19 protein-coding genes and 1 rRNA gene are annotated in these 19,088 nt (G+C 50.6%); 3 read left to right on the top strand and 17 right to left on the bottom strand.

Annotation, left to right across the window (positions count from 1 at the left end):
* The first annotated feature begins 215 nt into the window (after nucleotides 1-215).
* Nucleotides 216-331: ribosomal RNA gene (gene rrf, locus EHW58_RS11155) — 5S ribosomal RNA — on the top strand.
* 212 nt (nucleotides 332-543) lie between these two features.
* On the opposite strand, the gene EHW58_RS11150 is transcribed toward rrf, so the two are convergent.
* The 10 genes from EHW58_RS11150 to EHW58_RS11105 form a co-directional block, all read right to left on the bottom strand.
* A complete protein-coding gene (locus tag EHW58_RS11150) occupies nucleotides 544-1,446 on the bottom strand; it encodes a LysR substrate-binding domain-containing protein (RefSeq protein ID WP_077606499.1) in 903 nt (300 codons plus the stop codon).
* 59 nt (nucleotides 1,447-1,505) lie between these two features.
* Nucleotides 1,506-3,089: a HAMP domain-containing protein gene (locus EHW58_RS11145; RefSeq protein ID WP_194163219.1), complete on the bottom strand. Its 1,584-nt coding sequence runs from the start codon at nucleotides 3,087-3,089 to the stop codon at nucleotides 1,506-1,508.
* 175 nt (nucleotides 3,090-3,264) lie between these two features.
* Nucleotides 3,265-4,290, bottom strand: a complete 1,026-nt coding sequence (gene rsmC / locus EHW58_RS11140) for a 16S rRNA (guanine(1207)-N(2))-methyltransferase RsmC (RefSeq protein ID WP_046075055.1) — start codon at nucleotides 4,288-4,290, stop codon at nucleotides 3,265-3,267.
* Between the two features lie 110 nt (nucleotides 4,291-4,400).
* A complete protein-coding gene (locus EHW58_RS11135; RefSeq protein ID WP_046075056.1) occupies nucleotides 4,401-5,486 on the bottom strand; it encodes an AI-2E family transporter in 1,086 nt (361 codons plus the stop codon).
* Nucleotides 5,487-5,610: 124 nt separating this feature from the next.
* Nucleotides 5,611-6,762: a radical SAM family heme chaperone HemW gene (hemW, locus tag EHW58_RS11130; RefSeq protein ID WP_152796406.1), complete on the bottom strand. Its 1,152-nt coding sequence runs from the start codon at nucleotides 6,760-6,762 to the stop codon at nucleotides 5,611-5,613.
* A 3-nt stretch (nucleotides 6,763-6,765) separates the two neighbouring features.
* Nucleotides 6,766-7,362 (bottom strand): XTP/dITP diphosphatase, encoded by a 597-nt coding sequence (locus tag EHW58_RS11125; protein WP_046075058.1) that lies wholly within the window; start codon nucleotides 7,360-7,362, stop codon nucleotides 6,766-6,768.
* A gap of 28 nt (nucleotides 7,363-7,390) precedes the next feature.
* Nucleotides 7,391-7,831 (bottom strand): DUF4426 domain-containing protein, encoded by a 441-nt coding sequence (locus tag EHW58_RS11120; RefSeq protein ID WP_077578285.1) that lies wholly within the window; start codon nucleotides 7,829-7,831, stop codon nucleotides 7,391-7,393.
* 154 nt (nucleotides 7,832-7,985) lie between these two features.
* Nucleotides 7,986-8,540, bottom strand: coding sequence for a YggT family protein (locus EHW58_RS11115; protein ID WP_077606496.1), 555 nt, complete (start codon nucleotides 8,538-8,540; stop codon nucleotides 7,986-7,988).
* Between the two features lie 16 nt (nucleotides 8,541-8,556).
* Nucleotides 8,557-9,375 (bottom strand): pyrroline-5-carboxylate reductase, encoded by an 819-nt coding sequence (gene proC, locus EHW58_RS11110; protein WP_152796404.1) that lies wholly within the window; start codon nucleotides 9,373-9,375, stop codon nucleotides 8,557-8,559.
* Between the two features lie 53 nt (nucleotides 9,376-9,428).
* Nucleotides 9,429-10,130, bottom strand: a complete 702-nt coding sequence (locus EHW58_RS11105; RefSeq protein WP_152796402.1) for a YggS family pyridoxal phosphate-dependent enzyme — start codon at nucleotides 10,128-10,130, stop codon at nucleotides 9,429-9,431.
* 23 nt (nucleotides 10,131-10,153) lie between these two features.
* Between EHW58_RS11105 and EHW58_RS11100 the strand changes: the two genes are divergently transcribed.
* On the top strand, nucleotides 10,154-11,182 hold the full coding sequence (locus EHW58_RS11100) for a type IV pilus twitching motility protein PilT (protein WP_152796400.1): 1,029 nt from the start codon (nucleotides 10,154-10,156) through the stop codon (nucleotides 11,180-11,182).
* Here EHW58_RS11100 and ruvX read toward each other — a convergent pair.
* The 7 genes from ruvX to EHW58_RS11065 form a co-directional block, all read right to left on the bottom strand.
* The gene (gene ruvX, locus EHW58_RS11095; protein WP_046075064.1) at nucleotides 11,167-11,595 is read right to left on the bottom strand and encodes a Holliday junction resolvase RuvX; all 429 of its coding nucleotides are present in this window, start codon (nucleotides 11,593-11,595) and stop codon (nucleotides 11,167-11,169) included. The two genes, EHW58_RS11100 and ruvX, sit on opposite strands and share 16 nt — an antisense overlap.
* Nucleotides 11,592-12,158, bottom strand: coding sequence for a YqgE/AlgH family protein (locus EHW58_RS11090; RefSeq protein ID WP_152796398.1), 567 nt, complete (start codon nucleotides 12,156-12,158; stop codon nucleotides 11,592-11,594). The genes ruvX and EHW58_RS11090 overlap by 4 nt, the downstream gene beginning before the upstream one ends.
* 87 nt (nucleotides 12,159-12,245) lie before the next feature.
* A complete protein-coding gene (gene gshB, locus EHW58_RS11085) occupies nucleotides 12,246-13,190 on the bottom strand; it encodes a glutathione synthase (RefSeq protein ID WP_046075066.1) in 945 nt (314 codons plus the stop codon).
* Nucleotides 13,191-13,208: 18 nt separating this feature from the next.
* Entirely contained in the window at nucleotides 13,209-13,940 is a 732-nt protein-coding gene (rsmE, locus tag EHW58_RS11080) for a 16S rRNA (uracil(1498)-N(3))-methyltransferase (protein ID WP_046075067.1), read from the bottom strand.
* Nucleotides 13,941-14,038: 98 nt separating this feature from the next.
* Nucleotides 14,039-14,581 carry a SprT family zinc-dependent metalloprotease gene (locus tag EHW58_RS11075; RefSeq protein WP_077578289.1) on the bottom strand — a complete coding sequence of 181 codons (543 nt, stop codon included), beginning with the start codon at nucleotides 14,579-14,581 and terminating at the stop codon, nucleotides 14,039-14,041.
* Between the two features lie 71 nt (nucleotides 14,582-14,652).
* Nucleotides 14,653-15,807 carry a methionine adenosyltransferase gene (gene metK, locus EHW58_RS11070; RefSeq protein ID WP_046075069.1) on the bottom strand — a complete coding sequence of 385 codons (1,155 nt, stop codon included), beginning with the start codon at nucleotides 15,805-15,807 and terminating at the stop codon, nucleotides 14,653-14,655.
* A gap of 171 nt (nucleotides 15,808-15,978) precedes the next feature.
* The gene (locus EHW58_RS11065) at nucleotides 15,979-16,905 is read right to left on the bottom strand and encodes a LysR family transcriptional regulator (RefSeq protein WP_152796396.1); all 927 of its coding nucleotides are present in this window, start codon (nucleotides 16,903-16,905) and stop codon (nucleotides 15,979-15,981) included.
* A gap of 173 nt (nucleotides 16,906-17,078) precedes the next feature.
* On the opposite strand from EHW58_RS11065, the gene EHW58_RS11060 reads away from it, so the two are divergent.
* Nucleotides 17,079-19,064 carry a ligand-gated channel protein gene (locus EHW58_RS11060; protein ID WP_152796394.1) on the top strand — a complete coding sequence of 662 codons (1,986 nt, stop codon included), beginning with the start codon at nucleotides 17,079-17,081 and terminating at the stop codon, nucleotides 19,062-19,064.
* Nucleotides 19,065-19,088 lie beyond the last annotated feature (24 nt).

Below are 19,088 nucleotides of genomic sequence, written 5' to 3'. Positions count from 1 at the left end.
GCTGTGAGGCGTTGAGCTAACCTGTACTAATTGCCCGTGAGGCTTAACCATACAACACCCAAGAGGTTTTGGGTTGGACTCGAATAAAGCCAGTTGATTGTGGCGAGAACGAACAGCTTTCTAGATTTAGGAACGAATTTATCAAATACATCCTTGTATTTGACCCTGACGGGCCGCACTAAAGTGCGTTAAATTTTGTTCCAGACAAAATTTTGCTTGGCGACCATAGCGCTTTGGACCCACCTGACTCCATGCCGAACTCAGTAGTGAAACGAAGCAGCGCCGATGGTAGTGTGGGGTCTCCCCATGTGAGAGTAGGACATCGCCAGGCTTTCATTGCTTATCTTGTTGATAGCTCGATGCTTTTGATATCTGCGATGCTCATGTATTGGCATACACTGCGCGTCTCGATTCAAAATCCTCATCGCATCAAACAAGATAACCTAATTAAAGCAGCTACATGTAAGACTTTAATTAGCAGAAACACCAAGCCCTGACCTCACGGTCGGGGCTTTTTTGTATCTGTCGCGTGGTGATTGCTGGTTAAGTAGAAGAATGGGGTTGAGGTTGCCAGTGTAAGCAGAAATCCCAGAAGCGGGTGAGTAGGCCTGATTGGTATTTATCTTTATGACGCACAAGCCAATAGCGCCGGGATAATAGCAAAGGGAGTTCGAGGGCAACCACTCGACCATCGGCAATGGCGTGTTGAGCGGAGAGCTTAGACAGGTACGCCAAGCCTAACCCGGCACTTGCAGCATTTAAAATCGCTTCTGTGGTATTGAGCTCGAAAGAAAGGTGCCAGCGCTCGAAGCGAGGAGCAAGGCGTGAGAGAAAGTGCTCACGGGTGCCCGAGCCAGATTCGCGGATCAGCCAAGTTTGATTGTCGAGATCGCCCACACTTAACGGTGCGTGACTCACAAGTGGGTGATTAGGGTGACAAACCACCGCCATCTGATCGCTTAACCATGGCGTTTGCAGTAAATCGGGATGCAGTATTTCACCCTCTATCAACCCAATATCCAGCTCGAAGTGTTGAAGGCGAGTGATGATTTCTTGGCTGTTGGCAATCACCAATGTTTGTTGTTGATGACACGTCGCATGGCGAAAATCACTAATCAGTGTAGGTAAAAGCTGGTTACCCACCGTATCGCTTCCACCTAGTCGCAACCAACCAATCAGTTGGCTATCGTCTTTTAGTGTGGCACTGATTTCGTCGCTGCGGGTGAGTAGTTCATCTGCTTTAGGGATAAGCGCTATCCCTTGGTCATTGAGGTGAAGCCGATTGCCGCGTCGATCAAACAAGGGGTAACCGAGCTGACTTTCTAACTCGGCGAGTGCCATACTGACTGCTGGTTTACTGAGAAACAGTTTCTTGGCGGCGGCGGTGATGGTGCCCTCTTGCACGATGGTTAAAAACACCCGCAGTTGAGGAAGAGAAAGCGTCATCGAAACCTAATGATAAAGAGTTTCAAACACTATAAGGCGGTGCCTGTGCGATGACAATCTTAACGCTGGCCTTTGTCTTGGCTGACCCAGTGCTGGATATCTAATTGTGCCTGTTTTAATGCCTGATAGTGTGGTGATTGCTCACTCGTATGCTTGAGAACAAAGTCGAGCGTGCGCACTACATTTCGCCAACGAGGTGTTTTGGGGACGGTTTCTACGTGCAGGTACTTATCCAAGGTTCTTGTTTGAAAGCTACCTTTATCCTGGTAAACACGCCATAAGCCACTTTTTTCTGCTAGCCCGATTTTATCCCCACCCCAAGCGGCCAGAGCCAAGTTCATCGCATCCACTAAGCGACGATGAATACTCTCCGGCTGATGCGCTTGTGTCTCTTTATCGTTAATCGTGCTTGATGGAGAAAAATACGTCGCTCTCAAGCTGTGTTTCAAGTGGGAGAGTGCGCTTGCAAGGCGACCAATTTCATCTTTTCGCTGGCGATGGGTGATCGGATAGTCCAGTTCACCTGCGGCAAACTGCTCGGCGCACCAAGTCAGTTGTAAGATAGGCAGTGTCAGGCGGTGAGATAGCCAATGCCCAACACAGACTAATAAAACAATAACGACGATCACGAGTGTCGCACTGATCGCATACAAGTGGCGCAGAGGCTGATAGGCACGTTTTTGAGGTGTACAAGTGATTAACGCCCAAGACGCCCCCGCCACATTGACGGGTCGATACGCCGTGAGTTGAGGCATGAGTGTATATTGGCTTGGAGACATGACCCCTTGTTGGCCATGGAAAGCGGCATCGATGGCGTGCTTTGATGGCAAGATCGAGGGCCTAGCTTGATCAGTGTGAGGCACCCAACTGTTGAGTAACGATTGATGATTTTGATTAATCAGCCACAGCCCCGACTCTGGTTGCTGCCGTTGGCGAAGTGTCGCAGACAAGTTATCGGTTGTGGTGCTAATAGCAAGGACGCTTTGCATATGGCCGCTTTTAAGTATGGGGACCAGATACCAAGCTTGCATGGTGCGTGAGCCATGTGGCTCAAAGGCAGTGCGCATCCATTTAGGGCGCTGCTGGGCAGGCATATTCATCAATTGCTTGATCGCATTTTTCAGTGATGGGTTGTCCTGTGTCATGGGGTGGGCTTTGACGGTGTATACGAGGTTTTGGTTTAAATCAAACATCGCGAGATTGTTGAACGCGTATCTTGCTAACCAAGATTGAAATTGGTGATGAAAGCGACGATATAAGCGGTGATACTTTTGGGCTGTTACGCCAGCATATTGGTTCGGAGACTGTTGAAGGATCGGTATGAGTCGACGCTGCGATTGGCGCGTATCATCACCGAGTTGTTGGAATGCATGAGGAAAGCCATAAAAGCGTCCACCGCTGCTGGTTGCTAGATCAGAGGCTGCAAGATTGGTTACCGCGCGCACTTGGTCATTAAAATATGATGTGATGGTGACATAGTAACGATCGCGCTCGCTCTCGAGCTGTTGATGGGCTTGATCGATCAGCAGTTGCGACTGACTCCAAGTAAAGTATCCCGTCAAAATCACCACAGGGATAATACTAAGACTAAAAAACCACCACATAAAGCGGCGTTGAAGACGTGTAGAGTAACCTATATCCATTTGCACGCTGTGAATACCTCTCCCTGATCACGCGGGCTTGAATCGCAAACGGCTGCCAAAAGGCAGCCGCGAGAGAGTAGACGCTAACACGTCCGATCAGTCAAAACTGTGACCTGCTGTCAGGTATCAAACCTTACAAGTGTGTTACTCGACTGATTGATGGTGTTGTCAGCAACTAGCGTGCTTTTCGCGCATGATAAACGGCAAATCGACGGGTTTTCGCGAGGGTATCGCACTGACCGAATCCTTTTTCAATAATCGGCGGATAACGTAAGAAGCTGTTGGCGACGATCGCTAATTGGCCGTGACGGCGCAGGTAGCGAGGTGCGTTTTCCAGCAAGGATTCGGTGGCATGGTAAAATGTCTCCAATCCTTCATGGAAAGGTGGGTTGCTTATAATGGCATCAAACTGCTGTCCACTGACGGCCCCTAACATGTCAGAGACAAAAACAGAGCCGCTGAGCCCATTGGCCGCGAGCGTCGCTTGGGTTGATGCGACCGCTAAATGACTCACATCAACACAGGTGACCGTACAGCTTGGGTGGGTAGCCAGTAGTACCGTGCCGATAACGCCCGCGCCACAGCCGACATCAATCACATCGCCTTGTATGTCGGGCAGGTGCTGGAGTAATAAGGCCGTGCCATCATCAAGGCTTTTGTGACTAAACACACCGGGTAAAGCACGAACAGTGAGTGATAGGCTGCCTACTTGGAGAGGATAGTCGTGAAACCAATCTGCCAGGCTAAATGACGCCGCCGGTGATGTGCACTGGCCATGGTATAGGCTGCATCGGCGAGCTGAATCTTGTTTAATGACTTGGCCATACGGTGCAAAACGTTTTTCGATGCTTTTGACGCCACTGCGGTTTTCACCCACTACGATCCAGTCGACATTCGCGCCGAGACGATGCGTGAGCATCGCGAGAAGAAAATCGGCTTCCGCTTTTGACTTAGGCCAGTAGAAAAGTACCACGTCGACGGCGCTATCATCCGTATATTCTGCGCCTGCGTGTACATGGATGTCAGTATTTGCCATTCGTGTGGCATAGCCATGATGGGTCGTAAATACCGACACGCGTGCGGCATGAGACAGTAGCTGCTGGGCAAAGTCATCTTCGAGCTCCCCGGCCAATAGAACATGTTTATTGGCGAACAAGGTGAGGTGACGCTGAGCAATCTCGCTAGGTGCCGTGAGGGTCATGAGGGTTCTCTTTCCGGTTATAAGTACTTATCGGCCGCGTTTGAAGGTAGGGTGGCGCGCCAAGACGAGGATTTTCCCACAAAGCGCGCACTAGGCCAATATCAAACCCCCTACGCGTTATCTTGTCGGTCAAGAAAGCGTTCAAATTCGATCTCGTACATCCGAAAGAGTACCAAGGTAATCGAAAAGATAATCGGACCATAGATAAGCCCCATCAAGCCGAACAGATGAAGCCCTCCTAATAGTGAGAAGAAGATAAGCAAGGTATTCATCCCCGAGTTACCCTGCATGAGGAAGGGACGGAGTAGATTATCGATAGAGCCGACCACCACAACACTCCATATCAGTAAGGCAATAGCCCACTGCCAATCGCCCGTGGCCACCAAATACAGCACGGTTGGCAGCCAGATAAGCGCAGTGCCTACCACAGGGATAAAGGAGGCGAACGCCATCATGGTTCCCCAAAATAGCGCTGGCAGCCCGACGGCCCACATCGCTAGCCCGCCGGCGGCTCCTTGCGCCAAGGCGGTAAGAAAGGACCCAAGCACGGCAGACTTGGCGACCTTCTCTACTTCATCCAGTAACTGATCTTCTTGGCTTCGTGATAAAGGGATCACGTGGCGGAGCGTATGGATAATGCTGTCGTGATCACGGAGCAAGAAAAACAGGACAAACAACATCAGCATGAAGGTGATAAAAAAGTCGGTCACATCACCTAATACCTTGGAGCTAAATTCGAGCATTTGGCCACTGAATGAAGACATCCAAGCCGCCAGCTTTTTCACGGTTTCTTGTGGGTCAATTAAATCAAATGGCAGCCACTGGTTGAGAAAATGCAGCGACGATTGTATTTGCGGGTTGTTGAGTAACTGTTTTGCGCCGCCGTTGTTGAGCCATTCGTAACTGCGTGTAAAAAAGCTCACGCCTTGCTCGATAATGGCCCCTGCTACCACGGTGAGCGGAATGATGATGATAAAGGTGATTAAGACACAGGATATGACCGACGCCGTGTTTGGACGTTGTCCAATGCGATCTTCAATACGTTTATGAACAGGGAAAAAGAGCAAAGAGACAATAAACGCGAGTACAATTGCACCAATATAGGGCTCGATAAGTAAATAGCACGCATAGGCTGCGATGATCAGCGCGGCGATTAAAGTCCAATGTTTCGGCTCGACACGAAATGACGAAGTCACAGGGTATCCCTCTTAGGCTGGTTGAATGAATCGCGCTTGCTTCACTTGCCGTCAAAAGACCAATCCGCCGCTGGGCAGGTAAAGGCGCCTAAACAATAGGCACCTTAACATACAGTTTGTTGCACTAGTCAGCTAAAAAAATGGCCAAAAGATCGTTGAGGAAGAGTTTACCTTTGGCGGTCACTTGCCAATGTGTCTCGGACTCAACGAGCAGACCTTGGTCATACGCTTGAGCTAATGGCTGGTTAAGGTGGTCGAGAGGCAACCCCGTGCGGGCAACAAACTCGGCTTTCGGACAAGGCTCGAGTAGGCGAAACCGGTTCATGAAGAACTCAAACGCGAGATCAGTCTGTTTCACCCACTGGCTATCGGTGAGATAGGCCTTTTGTGGATCAAGATAGCCGCGCGGATGCTTCACTTTAACTGTCCGAAGCAGGTGAGACTGATCGCCATTCGGTAAGGTGAGTTTGCCATGGGCGCCGCAACCAATCCCCAAGTAGTCGCCAAAGCGCCAGTAGTTGAGGTTATGGGCGCATTGATGATCGGGTAAGCTGTATGCAGATGTCTCGTATTGCACGTAGCCAGCGTCGGTAAGCAGCTGATGGCCGCGATCAAAAATGTCCCACAAGGTATCTTCTTCTGGCAGGGTCGGTGGTTTGGAGTAAAACTGGGTGTTGGGCTCGATGGTCAACTGATACCAAGACAGATGTGGCGGCTTAAGTGCGATGGCTTTTTCCAAGTCGCCCAGTGCTTCTTGTTCTGATTGATCAGGTAACCCATGCATTAAATCGAGGTTAAAACTGTTTAATCCAGCTTGATGAGCAAGGTGGGCCGCACGCTCTGCCTCTCCAGGGCCATGAATACGCCCTAGGCGTTCGAGCTTATCAGCAGAAAAGCTCTGCACCCCGATAGAAATCCGGTTAACGCCTGCTTGTCGATAACCGATAAATTTATCGGCTTCCACGGTGCCAGGGTTGGCTTCCATGGTCACTTCCATGCTCTCACTGACGGGAAGGCGTGCTTTGATGCCATCCAATAGGCGTGCTATCTGTGAAGGCGACATCAAGCTTGGTGTACCGCCTCCAATGAAGATCGAGTGCAGTGTGCGCGTGATGACTGAAGGGTAGGCGGCAAGATCGGTATCAAGATCGTCAAGCAGCGCATCGATATAATCCTCTTCTGGGATCGCGCCCTTTTGGGTATGCGAATTAAAATCGCAATAGGGGCATTTTTGTACACACCAAGGGATGTGCACATATAAACTCAATGGGATCATGGCTTATTGCGACGCTTTTAAGGCTTGGAACAGGGCGTTGAGTGCTTGTCCGCGGTGAGAGCGTTGTTTTTTCTCGGAAGCGGGCATTTCTGCTGCGGTACACTGTTGATCGGCAGGTAAAAAGACCGGATCGTAACCAAAGCCGTTTTCTCCTTGCGGTGCGTGAGCGATTTGCCCTTCCCACACCCCGTGACAGACCAGCGGTGTTGGGTCATTAGCATGACGCATATAAACCAATACGCAATGGAAGCGAGCCTGGCGTCCATCATTGTCTGTATCATGCAATGCTTCTAACAGTTTAGCGACATTATCCGTATCACTGGCCGTTTCCCCCGCATAGCGCGCAGAGTAGACGCCTGGTGCGCCGTTTAAGGCATCGACTTCAAGGCCTGAGTCGTCGGCGATGGCGGGGAGGCCGGTCACTTTCGCCGCATGACGTGCCTTAATGATGGCATTTTCGATAAAGGTGGTGCCTGTTTCATCAACTTCTTCAACGGCAAAGTCACTTTGCGGCAGGACGTCGAAACCAAATTCGCCGAGTAGTCCCGCCATTTCTTTTACTTTGCCTGCGTTCCCCGTTGCCAACACAACTTTATTCATCACAGTTACCTATTGGTTTATGGCCCGACTATGGGGCATCGACGTAAAACGTATAATTATAGTCAAAAGACGCATTGCGGTTTCCTTCGGCGTTAAGGTCGATATGGAAGCGATACGTCTCTTCATCATCGGCTGCAAAGGTGGCGATGTAGTAGATCGCGTCCCCTTCTCTTACCTCGGTAAAGTCCAGTTCACGACTGTTTCCGACCAAGTTTTTTACTTGCCCGGTGATCTCGGCGGCTACCGCCGGTTTTCCCAGTTGCATGGTATCGAGAACGGCAATGTTGACCAAGCCTCGATAGCCACTACGGGTAATGTCGTACTGCTGAGCGATTTCGGGTGTCAAGAAAGTGGTTGAGAGCGTGTTGTAATGCACTTCCAACTCACCGACTTCTTTAAACTGCCCCGCCCAAGCCGGTGTGATAAGCAAACTCAATACCATGCTGAGCGCTGCTATGATCTGACGCATAATCATTCCTTGTGATAAAGCGAAGTGAGGCTCGCTATCAATACGTACGGGTGCCTAAGTACGATCCACCGTACATCGTTGGCACCCGTGAGATTCCGTAAGCGGTGCACCCCGTGGCGATAAGTCGAGGGTGACTTAGCGCGTGGCGATTCGCTTACAGTGCATACCAAATCGGGCCGATAAAATCGCCGATAAGCATATTGATAAATTGGAGCGCGATAAAGATCACCAGAATACTGAGATCGAGCCCACCGATGGGTGGAATAATACGGCGTACTGGCGCACATACCGGCTCAGTAAGTTGATGAAAAACATACTCTACTGGATTGTTGCCTTGGCTTACCCAACTCAAAATGGCACGCAGGATCAGCACCCAGAACAGCAACTTACCCGCGGCTTTTAGTAAGGCGATACCAGAGAAGAGGAACATGCCTGAACTCATTGCAAAGGGGTTGCCGGCGACTAAATCCAGTACCACAAATTTCGCCACCATGAGCAGGTAAGCAAACAGCACCGTTGCCAGATCCAAACCACCGAGTGCCGGGATCATACGACGCAACGGGCCCACCACAGGCTGGGTCGCTTTGACGATAAATTGAGAGAAGGGGTTGTAAAAGTCTGCGCGCGCCCATTGTAGCCAAACGCGTAGCAGCACCACCATGATGTAAAGATCAAACGCGGTGTTGATCAGAAAGGTCATTGCATTCATATCGTTGCCTTAGTGATTAAAATTCTTGTTCCATTTGTTTGGCGCGGCTGACTGCCGCCTGCATGGCCTGTGCCACTATATCGCCAATGTGGTGCTGGTCGAAAACACGTAACGCTTCAGCGGTTGTGCCGCCTTTCGAGGTTACCTGCTCACGCAATTGGCCAATGGTTGTGTCCGTATTGCTTACCACCATTTCTGCCGCCCCTTTTGCGGCTTGCTGAACCAGCAGCCTGGCCTGCTCGTCGCTAAAGCCTTGGCGGATAGCTTCTTGATGCATCGCTTCCATAAAGCGAAAGAAGTATGCCGGTGCACTGCCTGCAGCCGCAATCACACCATTAATTTTTGCTTCCTCATCGACACAGCAGACCTCGCCGACGGCTTTCATCAATGCGGTGGCGTAGTGTTTATCCGCCTCCGTTACCTGGCTAGATGCATAGAGTCCGCTCATTCCTTGGCCGACAAGAGACGGTGTATTCGGCATGACACGGATGAGGTTGAGTGTGGTACCTGCCATCTCACACAGACGGTGAGTACTGATGCCGGCTGCTATCGAGATCACCAGTTTCGAAGACCAATCGACAGCCGATAAATCGCTTAAAACCTGCGCCATTAATTGTGGCTTGACCGCCAAAACAATGACGTCTGCCGCTTGGCAGGCATGCAAGTTATCACGGGTGGTTTGGATGCCATAATCCGTACTCAGCACATCGCCAGGGTGGGCGCTGGGTGATGAGGCCGTTATCGCAGAGGTCGGGTAGCCTGCACTCACAAGGCCAGCAATGATGGATCGCGCCATATTACCGGCGCCAATAAAGGTAAGGGAGCGATGTTCCATGAAAAGCGTTCCTGTTGTTCTCGTCATTGTATTGGTTTATTACGACCGCTTCGTTAGCGGCTGTCTCGCGCGCCAAAAATCGCGGTGCCGACACGTACCATGGTGCTACCACACGCAATCGCCGCTTCCATGTCACCACTCATGCCCATCGACAAGGTATCGATACTCTCTGTCTGCTCACGGAGGGCATGAAACGCATTTGATAAAGGTTCAAATGCGGCGCATTGTCGCTGATAGTCCGTCTCAGGCTGTGGAATAGACATTAATCCTCTGACATTCAGGCCGGGTAGGGCTCGGATATCTTCAATGAGGGCGATGGCGTTATCCACGGTTAACCCCGACTTTGATGCCTCGCCACTGGTGTTTACTTGTACCAAGACATTGAGCGGCGGTAAATGTGCCGGACGTTGCTCGCTCAGGCGTTTAGCAATCTTCAACCGATCGACAGAATGCACCCAGTCAAAGTGCTCTGCAATCAACCGTGTTTTGTTGGACTGAATGGGGCCAATAAAGTGCCATTCAATGCGTGCTTCGGGATGATGCTGGGCAAAGTAGTCAATTTTTTCTACCCCTTCTTGCACGTAGTTTTCCCCAAACGCCTGTTGTCCCGCGGCGATGGCATCTGCGATCGCCTCGATAGGCTTGGTTTTGCTGACTGCAATTAATTGCACTGAGTCCGCGAGTCGACCGCATTTTTGGCTTGCGTGGTCTATCTGTTCCCTGACCTGTTGAATATTGTTCTTAATATGACACATACCTGATTCTGCAAGGAAAATGAATGGATATTAATGAGCTACTTGCGTTTAGTGTAAAGCATCGCGCGTCAGATCTACATCTTTCCGCGGGGGTGTCGCCTATGGTGCGGGTAGATGGCGATATGCGCAAGCTTAGTCTGCCACCGCTTAGCCACCAAGCCGTAAGGCAATTAGTACTGGCGGTGATGAGCCCTGAGCAGCAGCATAGTTTTGACAATGCATGGGAAATCGACTTTTCCTTTGAGCTGGCCTCGGTGGCGCGTTTTCGTGTTAATGCGTTCCATCAGCAACATGGCTGTGCGGCGGTTTTTCGTGTGGTGCCAACGGCTGTCCCAAGGTTAGAGGATTTATCCGCGCCGCCACTTTTCAGTGAGCTGGCTTTGTTACACCAAGGATTGGTGTTGGTGACTGGGCCGACAGGCTCGGGGAAATCGACCACATTGGCGGGCATGATCGCGCAGATAAATCACCACCAGCAAAAGCATATTCTGACAATCGAAGATCCGATTGAGTTTATCCACCCGTCCGAGCAAAGTTTGGTGAACCAGCGAGAGGTCAAGCGTGATACGCAGTCTTTTCAGCAGGCATTGCGCTCCGCGCTGCGTGAAGACCCAGATGTGATATTGGTGGGTGAGCTACGTGATTTAGAAACTATCAGCTTGGCATTAACTGCGGCAGAAACCGGGCATTTGGTGTTTGCGACCTTGCATACCGTCAGCGCTGCTAAAAGTGTTGATCGTATCATTGACGTTTTTCCGGGCAGTGATAAACCCTTGGTACGTTCAATGCTGTCTGCTTCACTGCGGGCGGTTATCTCTCAGCAGCTTGTCAAAAGTGTCCAAGGTCAGCGTGTTGCCGCTTATGAAATCATGACGGTGACGTCAGCGATTTGTAACTTGATCCGAGAGGATAGAGTGGCGCAAATCACCTCCATGATGCAAACCGGCACCGCGCATGGCATGCAGACCATGGCGCAAGCGATGGCACAGCTAGAGAACCAAGGCGTGATTGCGCCGCGGGAGGCGATAACGTCCACTCAATCTGTGTATTGACGCTCAAACCAGCTTTCGATAATCACCACCGCAGATTGGGCGTCGACGGCGCCTTTTCCTAGCGCCTTATACCCGCCGCGGGAAAACAGATCCGCACGCGCTTCACGGGTAGATAGGCGTTCATCGTGCAGCTCAACCGGGTAGCCGAAACGTCCATGCAGGCGGTTGGCAAACTTCTTTGCCCTTGGCGTGATGGTCTCTAAAGGTTGACCGTGTAAATCAAGCGGTAAGCCTACCACCAGATAATCGGGTTGCCAGTCTTTGAGTATGGCTTCAATGTCATCCCAATTTGGGATCCCGTCTCGGGCTTTTAAGGCACACAAAGGGCGAGCGGTGCCAGTTAGCGACTGGCCGATGGCAACGCCAATGCTTTTGACGCCGTAATCAAATCCAATAATGGTTTGTGCGTTCATGCATGTCCTACTTGTGAAGAGAGGTTTGCGGCGTCAATGCCGAGCTGATCGAGCGCTTTTTGCCAACGTTGGTGAACGGGGGTATCAAAAATGACCTTGGGATCGGCTTCCAGTGTTAGCCAGCTATTGTCGGCCAGTTCCTGCTCGAGCTGTCCCGGCTCCCAGCCTGCATAGCCCAGCGCGACCAGAAATTGCTCTGGCTGTTGCTCGGTGCCGAGAATCGAGAGAATATCTTTTGAGGTCGTGACCGATAGCTGATCAGACAGGGGAATACTGGTGCCATACTCACAGGTTGCAGGATGCAGCACAAAGCCTCTGTCTTCGGAGACAGGACCACCAAACAACACAGGTTGAGACAAGCTCTCTGTGGTACTTGAAAGGGGGAGCTGGCGCTCGACCTCAATTTGATCCAGCATTTTGCCGACAGACAAATTAATGGGGTGGTTAATCATCAGTCCCATTGCCCCATCATGGCTATGCTCACAGACATAAATGACACCATGCTGAAAACGGCTATCAGCCATACTGGGCATCGCGATTAAAAAATGATTTTTCAGATCCATATCGCCGTCTCCTGTTGGTGCGCGTACCTTGAGTATGCGCGAAGATTGATGTTTTAGATAATGAAGGAGGCGCTGCGCCTCCTCAAATTAGGCGCAGCGTCTGGCGATCGCCTCCATCAAGATGTCACCAATTGAAATGTCATACGCGGCGTCAATCTCGCGAATACAGGTCGGACTGGTGACGTTGATTTCTGTTAGCTTGTCGCCAATCACGTCGAGCCCTACGAATATCAGCCCTTTCTCTTTCAATGTCGGAGCGATCGCGCGTGCGATTGTCCAATCAGTCTCTGATAAAGGACGCGCTTCGCCACGGCCGCCAGCAGCCAAGTTACCGCGCGTTTCACCGTCGGCCGGGATACGGGCTAAACAGTAGGGAACCGGTTCGCCATCAACAATTAAGATGCGCTTGTCACCGTTGCTGATGTCAGGGACGAAAGTTTGTGCCATGCAAAAACGTTGGCCATGCTCGGTCAGGGTTTCAATTATCACCGACAGGTTCGGATCGCCTTGTTTGACTCGAAAGATAGACGCGCCGCCCATGCCATCGAGTGGTTTTAAAATCACATCGCCGTGTTCGGCTTGGAATGCTTTAATTTCGTCGGCACGACGGGTCACCAAAGTAGTCGGCGTATGCTCTGGGAACCACGCGGTATAAAGCTTTTCATTGCAGTCACGCAAACTTTGCGGCTTGTTAACAATCAATACACCCGCTTCCTCAGCCCGCTCTAACATGTAGGTTGCGTAGATGTATTCCGTATCAAACGGCGGATCTTTGCGCATCAATATGGCATCAAATTCTCGCAATGCGAGGGTTTGGGTTTGGTCGATTTGGTACCAATGGTCAGGGTTATCCATCACAGTCACACTGTGGGTGCGAGCGTATGGTTCACCTTGCTGCATTGACATATCTTCCATCAAGATATAATGCACTTCCCAGCCGCGTTTTTGTGCTGCCAGCATCATGGCAAACGTGGAGTCTTTTTTCACACTGATGGCCTCGATGGGGTCCATCACAACACCTATTTTCATCATGTTTCTCCTGTTTGCCGGTTAACCCAAATCGCCAAAACGGACTTGAAGGGCCGTGATGGCGGTGAGCGCCGCGGTTTCTGTTCGCAACACGCGTGGGCCGAGTAGGATCTCTTCAAAGCCGTGTTCGCGTGTCATTGCAATCTCGTCATCAGACAATCCGCCCTCTGGGCCAATGAGCAAGCGTAGCTTGTCGGGGGCGTCGGGTAGCGTATTGATAGAGTAGGGGGCACGCGGATGAAGGTTCAGTTTTAAGCCATCAAACGCCTGCTGGCACCATGTGTCTAGATTGATCACCGGGTTAATGGTGGGCACCACATTACGGCCGCTTTGCTCACAGGCGCCAATCGCGATTTTTTGCCATTGTTGGCGTTTTTTCTCGAGTCGCTCAGCATTGAGTTTCACTCCGCATCGAGCCGATAAAAGGGGAGTGATGGTATTCACGCCTAATTCGACCGATTTTTGAATGGTAAACTCCATTTTCTCACCACGTGAAATCACTTGGCCGAGTTCAAAGTCAAGCGGTGACTCGACACTGTGTGATTCGCAAGCGGTAATGGTCGCGACAACCTGCTTTTTACTGACTTCCGTCAGCATAGCGGGAAACTGCGCACCACTGCCATCAAAGAGCAAAATCGGTTGTTCAGGTTGCATACGTAGGACGCGACCGAGATGGTTGGCAGCTTCGCCACTCAGTGTCACATCGCCTTGCGATGGCAAGGGCGTTGGGTGATAAATTCGAGGAATTCGCATTGTGCTCGTTTTCCATGGTCATCTCGCCTTCAGTGTAACATGGCTACGGGGGCGATAGGCTTTGTCACTAATATGGGGTCGAGTGGTGAAAAAACAAATTATTCTAAGGCGTCAAGGTTTCTCACTAGTGGCTGTTGACAGCGGTTGCAGCGATAGGTGGCTTGTCCGCGCTGTATTTTATTGTGGCGGCGAATGGATAAGGCAACAGGGCCACACTCACACTGGTACGCGAAGGTTTTGCCTTGCACGGCACTGATATCAAGCTGGTGGGTGGTATTGGCAGGGGCATTAAATACCTGGTTCATTAGCGAACGCCACTCAGGACCATGTGGTTTTACCCGACCGTATAGCGCAAAGGTAACCAAATGACAGACCTCATGAGGGATCACTTCGTCGAAAAAGGTCTCTGGTGCTTGCTGTAAAAGGATCGGGTTAAACCTAACACGCCATTGCGTGGGGTGCGCGGTGCCAGCGGATTGACCCCGTAGTGTGAAGCCAATCGCAGGATAGTGTAGCTGGGTACCTAATTGACGATTAGCCGCATCAATACACTGGTAAACACGCGTGTTAGCCGCTTGCTGTAATGCATCAGGTGACCAAGCGGTCTTGTCAAAGGCGAATGCGTCAGAAGCAGAAGACATAGTGTGGCGATCCTAGTGGCGATCAAAAAGGGAAGCCGAAGCTTCCCTTACAAGCAATGAGTACGTGGAGATTACCCGAGCTTGGCAAAGTCGCGCAATAGCGCTGCTTTGTCGGTTTTCTCCCAGGGGAAGATGTCGCGACCAAAGTGGCCATATGCAGCCGTTTGCTTATAGATGGGTTGTAATAAATCCAGCATTTCCTGCAAACCATACGGGCGTAAGTCGAAGTGTTCACGAACCGCTTTAGTGATCACTTCTGGGGCCACTTTTTCGGTACCAAAGGTCTCCACCATGATAGAAGTGGGTTCCGCAACGCCAATCGCGTAAGACAACTGGATTTCACAACGGTCAGCAAGACCTGCGGCGACAATGTTTTTGGCCACGTAACGCGCGGCATACGCGGCAGAGCGATCCACTTTTGAGGGGTCTTTACCCGAGAAAGCTCCGCCACCGTGACGGGCTGCACCGCCATAGGTGTCGACAATGATTTTACGGCCTGTTAAACCACAATCGCCCATCGGTCCGCCAATCACAAAACGGCCCGTTGGGTTAATGAAATACTTGGTGTCTTTGGTCAGCCATTGTGCCGGCAATACTGGCTTGATGATTTCTTCCATCACCGCTTCGCGCAGATCGTCGGTTGAAATACTGTCGCAATGCTGTGTTGAGAGCACGACGGCATCAATACCCGCAATTTTACCGTTGTCATACGCAAAGGTGACCTGGCTTTTCGCATCTGGGCGTAACCAGTCTAACGTGCCGTTTTTACGTACTTGCGCCTGACGCTCGACCAAACGGTGTGAATAGGTGATGGGGGCAGGCATCAGCACATTGGTTTCGTTGGTGGCAAAGCCAAACATGATCCCTTGGTCGCCAGCGCCCTGATCTTTCGGGTCGGCGCGATCAACCCCTTGGTTAATGTCTGGGGATTGTTTACCAATGGTATTCAATACGGCGCAAGAGTTGGCATCAAAGCCCATATCAGAGTGGACATAACCAATATCTTGAACGGTTTGACGGGTGAGCTCTTCGATATCGACCCATGCCGAGGTCGTCACTTCCCCGCCTACCATGACCATACCGGTCTTTACATAGGTTTCGCAGGCAACGCGTGCTTTGGGATCTTGCTCAAGAATGGCATCCAAGACCGCATCAGAAATCTGATCGGCGATTTTATCAGGATGGCCTTCAGAGACGGACTCTGAGGTAAACAGGTGCTTAGCCATGTGACACTCTCATTGATTATCAAGAATACCGACGATACGTAGCGAATCGTTTCGCCGATCATCTCAGATGTTTTAACTTCTAGACGTCTATTTTATTCGTAATTGTGATAAACGCAAGTCAGTTGATGCATATGGGTGTCTTAAGGTATAGCAAAATTGGCTGAGATGCGCTTACACCGCGTGGGATACTGGCTGTGGCTTCACTGACCCCCATGATGAGGGAATCGCCTCTTGCAGCCAGTGCACCAGTGATTCGACACGCAGAGGAAGACGGCCAGCGCTGCAGTTAAGACGCAACGGAATAGGTGCTGAGGCCCAGTTAGGCAAGCAGCGCATAATTCTATCAGGATGATGGTGTTGATAACCTGTGGCGCTCCAGATCGGTAGCAATCCAACGCCCTGCCCATCGGCGATAGCATCCAATTGAATGGCTATCATATCGCAATTAAAGCGGCTAGGCATGGCGCTTAAGTGGTAGGTACTGTCGTGGTCATAAAGCGTTAATCCTTGTCGACGTAGGGCAAAGACATCTAGCCAAGGGTGTTCATCGAGCAGGCTAGGATGCGTAAACGGGCCATATTGGCTGACATAGCCTGGTGCCGCGTAAATACCATATTGCCAATGGCCAAGCTGATATGAGCGGCAATTGACCGGTAACATGATGTCTCCTGCCCAGATGATAAGATCGGCCGACTGAATACGTTGTGCACTGACTTCGCTTGTTAATGTGATGGATACTTTGGGATGCTCAGCGAGAAAACGACTGATCAATGGAGCCGCCCAACCGCGCATTATTCCGGGGTGGCAAATCACTTCTATCGCCCCTTGAAGATGATTATTTAACCCCTGGATCGCTTCTTCACTTTCCTCTGCTAAATCGAGCATTTGTTGGCAGTAGTGAGAAAAAATCTCTCCCGCTTTGGTTAAGACCAGTCTATTACCTTGTCTTTGCGTTAAAGGCTGGCCTAGGTCGGCTTCCAGTTGAGCCAAGCGACGACTCACCGTTGACTTAGGTTGGCCCAATGCCTTAGCGGCAGCGGTAAGGCTTTGATGATGACACAAAGCCGCAAACGAACGGATCGAAGAAAAATCCTGCATAACGGTCCTTTTTCACTTCGGTGAAGATTCATATCAATGGTTCGGCATGAAGCTCACTGCCTCGTTCTATTACTGGAACGAGGTGTTCCTGTTTTGTCCCTATGCGTCCGAACTCAAACGTGAATAATTATCAACTAACAAATAATAATCATTATCACAAAATGGAGTTGATTATGTCCAGTTGTCTTCGTCCCGTTGTTCTCGGGATGGTATTAGCCGGTATGCCTGTGAGTGCTATTCATGCGGCAGAAGCGGGTGATCAAAATACCGAAACTATGGTGATCACAGCGTCAGGGTTTGAACAAGCCACCGCAAAGGCACCAGCAAGTATTAGCGTGATTAGCCGTGACCAACTTGAAGATCGTTATTATCGCGATGTTACGGATGCATTAAAGCGTATTCCTGGCGTGGTTGTGACCGGAGGCGGTGACACCACGGATATCAGTATTCGCGGAATGGGCTCAAAATATACCCTGATGCTGGTGGATGGAAAACGTACCACCAGTCGCGAAACACGCCCGAACAGTGACGGGCCTGGCATTGAGCAAGGTTGGTTACCTCCGCTACAAGCGATTGAGCGTATTGAAGTGATTCGGGGGCCGATGTCGACCTTGTATGGCTCTGATGCCATCGGTGGGGTGATTAATATTATTACTCGTCGTGAACAACATGAATGGCATGGCAACGTGCAGTTGAGCACGTTATTACAAGAAAAACGCGCATCAGGCGATGAACAAAGCGCCAATTTTTACTTGTCTGGCGCGTTAAGCGATAAGCTAGGGATGACGGTATCAGGCCAAAACGTTCAACGCCAAGAAGACGAGATTACTTTCGGTTACGAGGACAAATCTTTACGTAGTCTTTCTACCTCGTTGACTTACGGTGCCAGCGATTTTCAACAGTGGACCTTGGACTTGGGCGCGAGTTCGCAAGAGCGAAATGGCCACATAGGCAAAACCGTTCCCACGGATGATAGCCAGTGTCGAGGCAACCAATGTGAAAACAGTAACAATGAATATCGGCGGCAATCAATCGCCCTTGGGCATGAAGGGCATTGGACGTGGGGCTGGTCAGATTCACACTTACAGTACGAGCAAAGCCGCAATAAAAGTCGCGAAATGACGATTAAGAACACCGAGTTTAAAACCCGTCTCATTCGTGATTTTGAAACACACACTTTGACGGTCGGTGGCTCGGTGAACAAAGCGAAGTTGGAGGACTTTACCTCTAATAAAGCGTCGAGCCAAACTGAGATTGACAATACACAAGCGGCTTTATTTGTCGAAGATGAGTGGCGTGTGATTGAGCCATTTAGTCTGACCCTCGGCTTACGTGTCGATCATGATGAAAACTATGATTATCACGCTAGTCCACGCCTGTATGGTGTTTATCAGCTCACCGATAGCTGGACAGTAAAGGGTGGGGTCGCGACGGGGTTCCGCTCGCCACAACTGCGCGAAATTGCCCCGAATTGGGCACAAGTTAGCCGAGGCGGGAATATCTATGGCAATCCTGATCTGGAGCCCGAGACCTCTGTTAACTCAGAAGTCAGTATCAACTACCAAGGCGATACGGGGGTCAGTGGTTCGCTAACCGTATTCCATAATGATTTTAAAGATAAGATAACCCGTGTCACTTGTCCCGCGTCAACCTGTCCACCTACTGTCTATTACGACAAGGAAGAGGAAAAAACAAAAACTAAACCGTCCACGATTCGGATTAACGTTGATGAAGCGGTCACTCAAGGGATTGAAGCGAGCCTATTCGTGCCGGTCACGGAGACACTCGATGTGAGTGCCAGCTATACTTACACCGATTCGGAGCAGAAGACGGGGGCGTATAAAGGCCAGCCTTTAAATCAAATTCCCCAGCAGCTCGCGTATGGCGAAGTCAATTGGCAAGCCACGGAAAGGCTGAACCCTTGGATCAGCGCGACCTATCGTGGCAAAGAAATGGATCCTGTGAAAGGTCCCTCTTCTCGCAGCAATATTGAGCCTGGGTATACCATGATGGATACAGGGGCGAACTACCAACTGACCGAATCGATTGAGCTTCAAGGTGCTATTTATAACTTGTTCGATAACACGCTTGAGTACGACGATTATGGTTATATCACGGATGAGCGTCGTTACTGGTTGGGAATGAATATCCACTTTTAAGTGCTGATACAGCGATAACACTGC

It is taken from the genome of Salinivibrio sp. VYel1 (assembly GCF_009377945.1).
Lineage (GTDB): Bacteria > Pseudomonadota > Gammaproteobacteria > Enterobacterales > Vibrionaceae > Salinivibrio > Salinivibrio siamensis.
The sequence above is the reverse complement of the archived record's forward strand: the minus strand, read 5'-3'. Positions and strand labels throughout refer to the sequence as shown.

Coding starts and splice junctions, on each gene's coding strand:
- EHW58_RS11090 (WP_152796398.1), bottom strand. CDS start 12,158: ATGGATCTGAAAAATCATTTTTTAATCGCGATGCCCAGTATGGCTGAT.
- EHW58_RS11075 (WP_077578289.1), bottom strand. CDS start 14,581: ATGTCTTCTGCTTCTGACGCATTCGCCTTTGACAAGACCGCTTGGTCA.
- gshB (WP_046075066.1), bottom strand. CDS start 13,190: ATGATGAAAATAGGTGTTGTGATGGACCCCATCGAGGCCATCAGTGTG.
- EHW58_RS11100 (WP_152796400.1), top strand. CDS start 10,154: ATGGATATTAATGAGCTACTTGCGTTTAGTGTAAAGCATCGCGCGTCA.
- rsmE (WP_046075067.1), bottom strand. CDS start 13,940: ATGCGAATTCCTCGAATTTATCACCCAACGCCCTTGCCATCGCAAGGC.
- EHW58_RS11125 (WP_046075058.1), bottom strand. CDS start 7,362: ATGAATAAAGTTGTGTTGGCAACGGGGAACGCAGGCAAAGTAAAAGAA.
- EHW58_RS11065 (WP_152796396.1), bottom strand. CDS start 16,905: ATGCAGGATTTTTCTTCGATCCGTTCGTTTGCGGCTTTGTGTCATCAT.
- EHW58_RS11150 (WP_077606499.1), bottom strand. CDS start 1,446: ATGACGCTTTCTCTTCCTCAACTGCGGGTGTTTTTAACCATCGTGCAA.
- EHW58_RS11105 (WP_152796402.1), bottom strand. CDS start 10,130: ATGTGTCATATTAAGAACAATATTCAACAGGTCAGGGAACAGATAGAC.
- EHW58_RS11060 (WP_152796394.1), top strand. CDS start 17,079: ATGTCCAGTTGTCTTCGTCCCGTTGTTCTCGGGATGGTATTAGCCGGT.
- EHW58_RS11115 (WP_077606496.1), bottom strand. CDS start 8,540: ATGAATGCAATGACCTTTCTGATCAACACCGCGTTTGATCTTTACATC.
- proC (WP_152796404.1), bottom strand. CDS start 9,375: ATGGAACATCGCTCCCTTACCTTTATTGGCGCCGGTAATATGGCGCGA.
- rsmC (WP_046075055.1), bottom strand. CDS start 4,290: ATGACCCTCACGGCACCTAGCGAGATTGCTCAGCGTCACCTCACCTTG.
- EHW58_RS11120 (WP_077578285.1), bottom strand. CDS start 7,831: ATGCGTCAGATCATAGCAGCGCTCAGCATGGTATTGAGTTTGCTTATC.
- metK (WP_046075069.1), bottom strand. CDS start 15,807: ATGGCTAAGCACCTGTTTACCTCAGAGTCCGTCTCTGAAGGCCATCCT.
- ruvX (WP_046075064.1), bottom strand. CDS start 11,595: ATGAACGCACAAACCATTATTGGATTTGATTACGGCGTCAAAAGCATT.
- EHW58_RS11145 (WP_194163219.1), bottom strand. CDS start 3,089: ATGGATATAGGTTACTCTACACGTCTTCAACGCCGCTTTATGTGGTGG.
- hemW (WP_152796406.1), bottom strand. CDS start 6,762: ATGATCCCATTGAGTTTATATGTGCACATCCCTTGGTGTGTACAAAAA.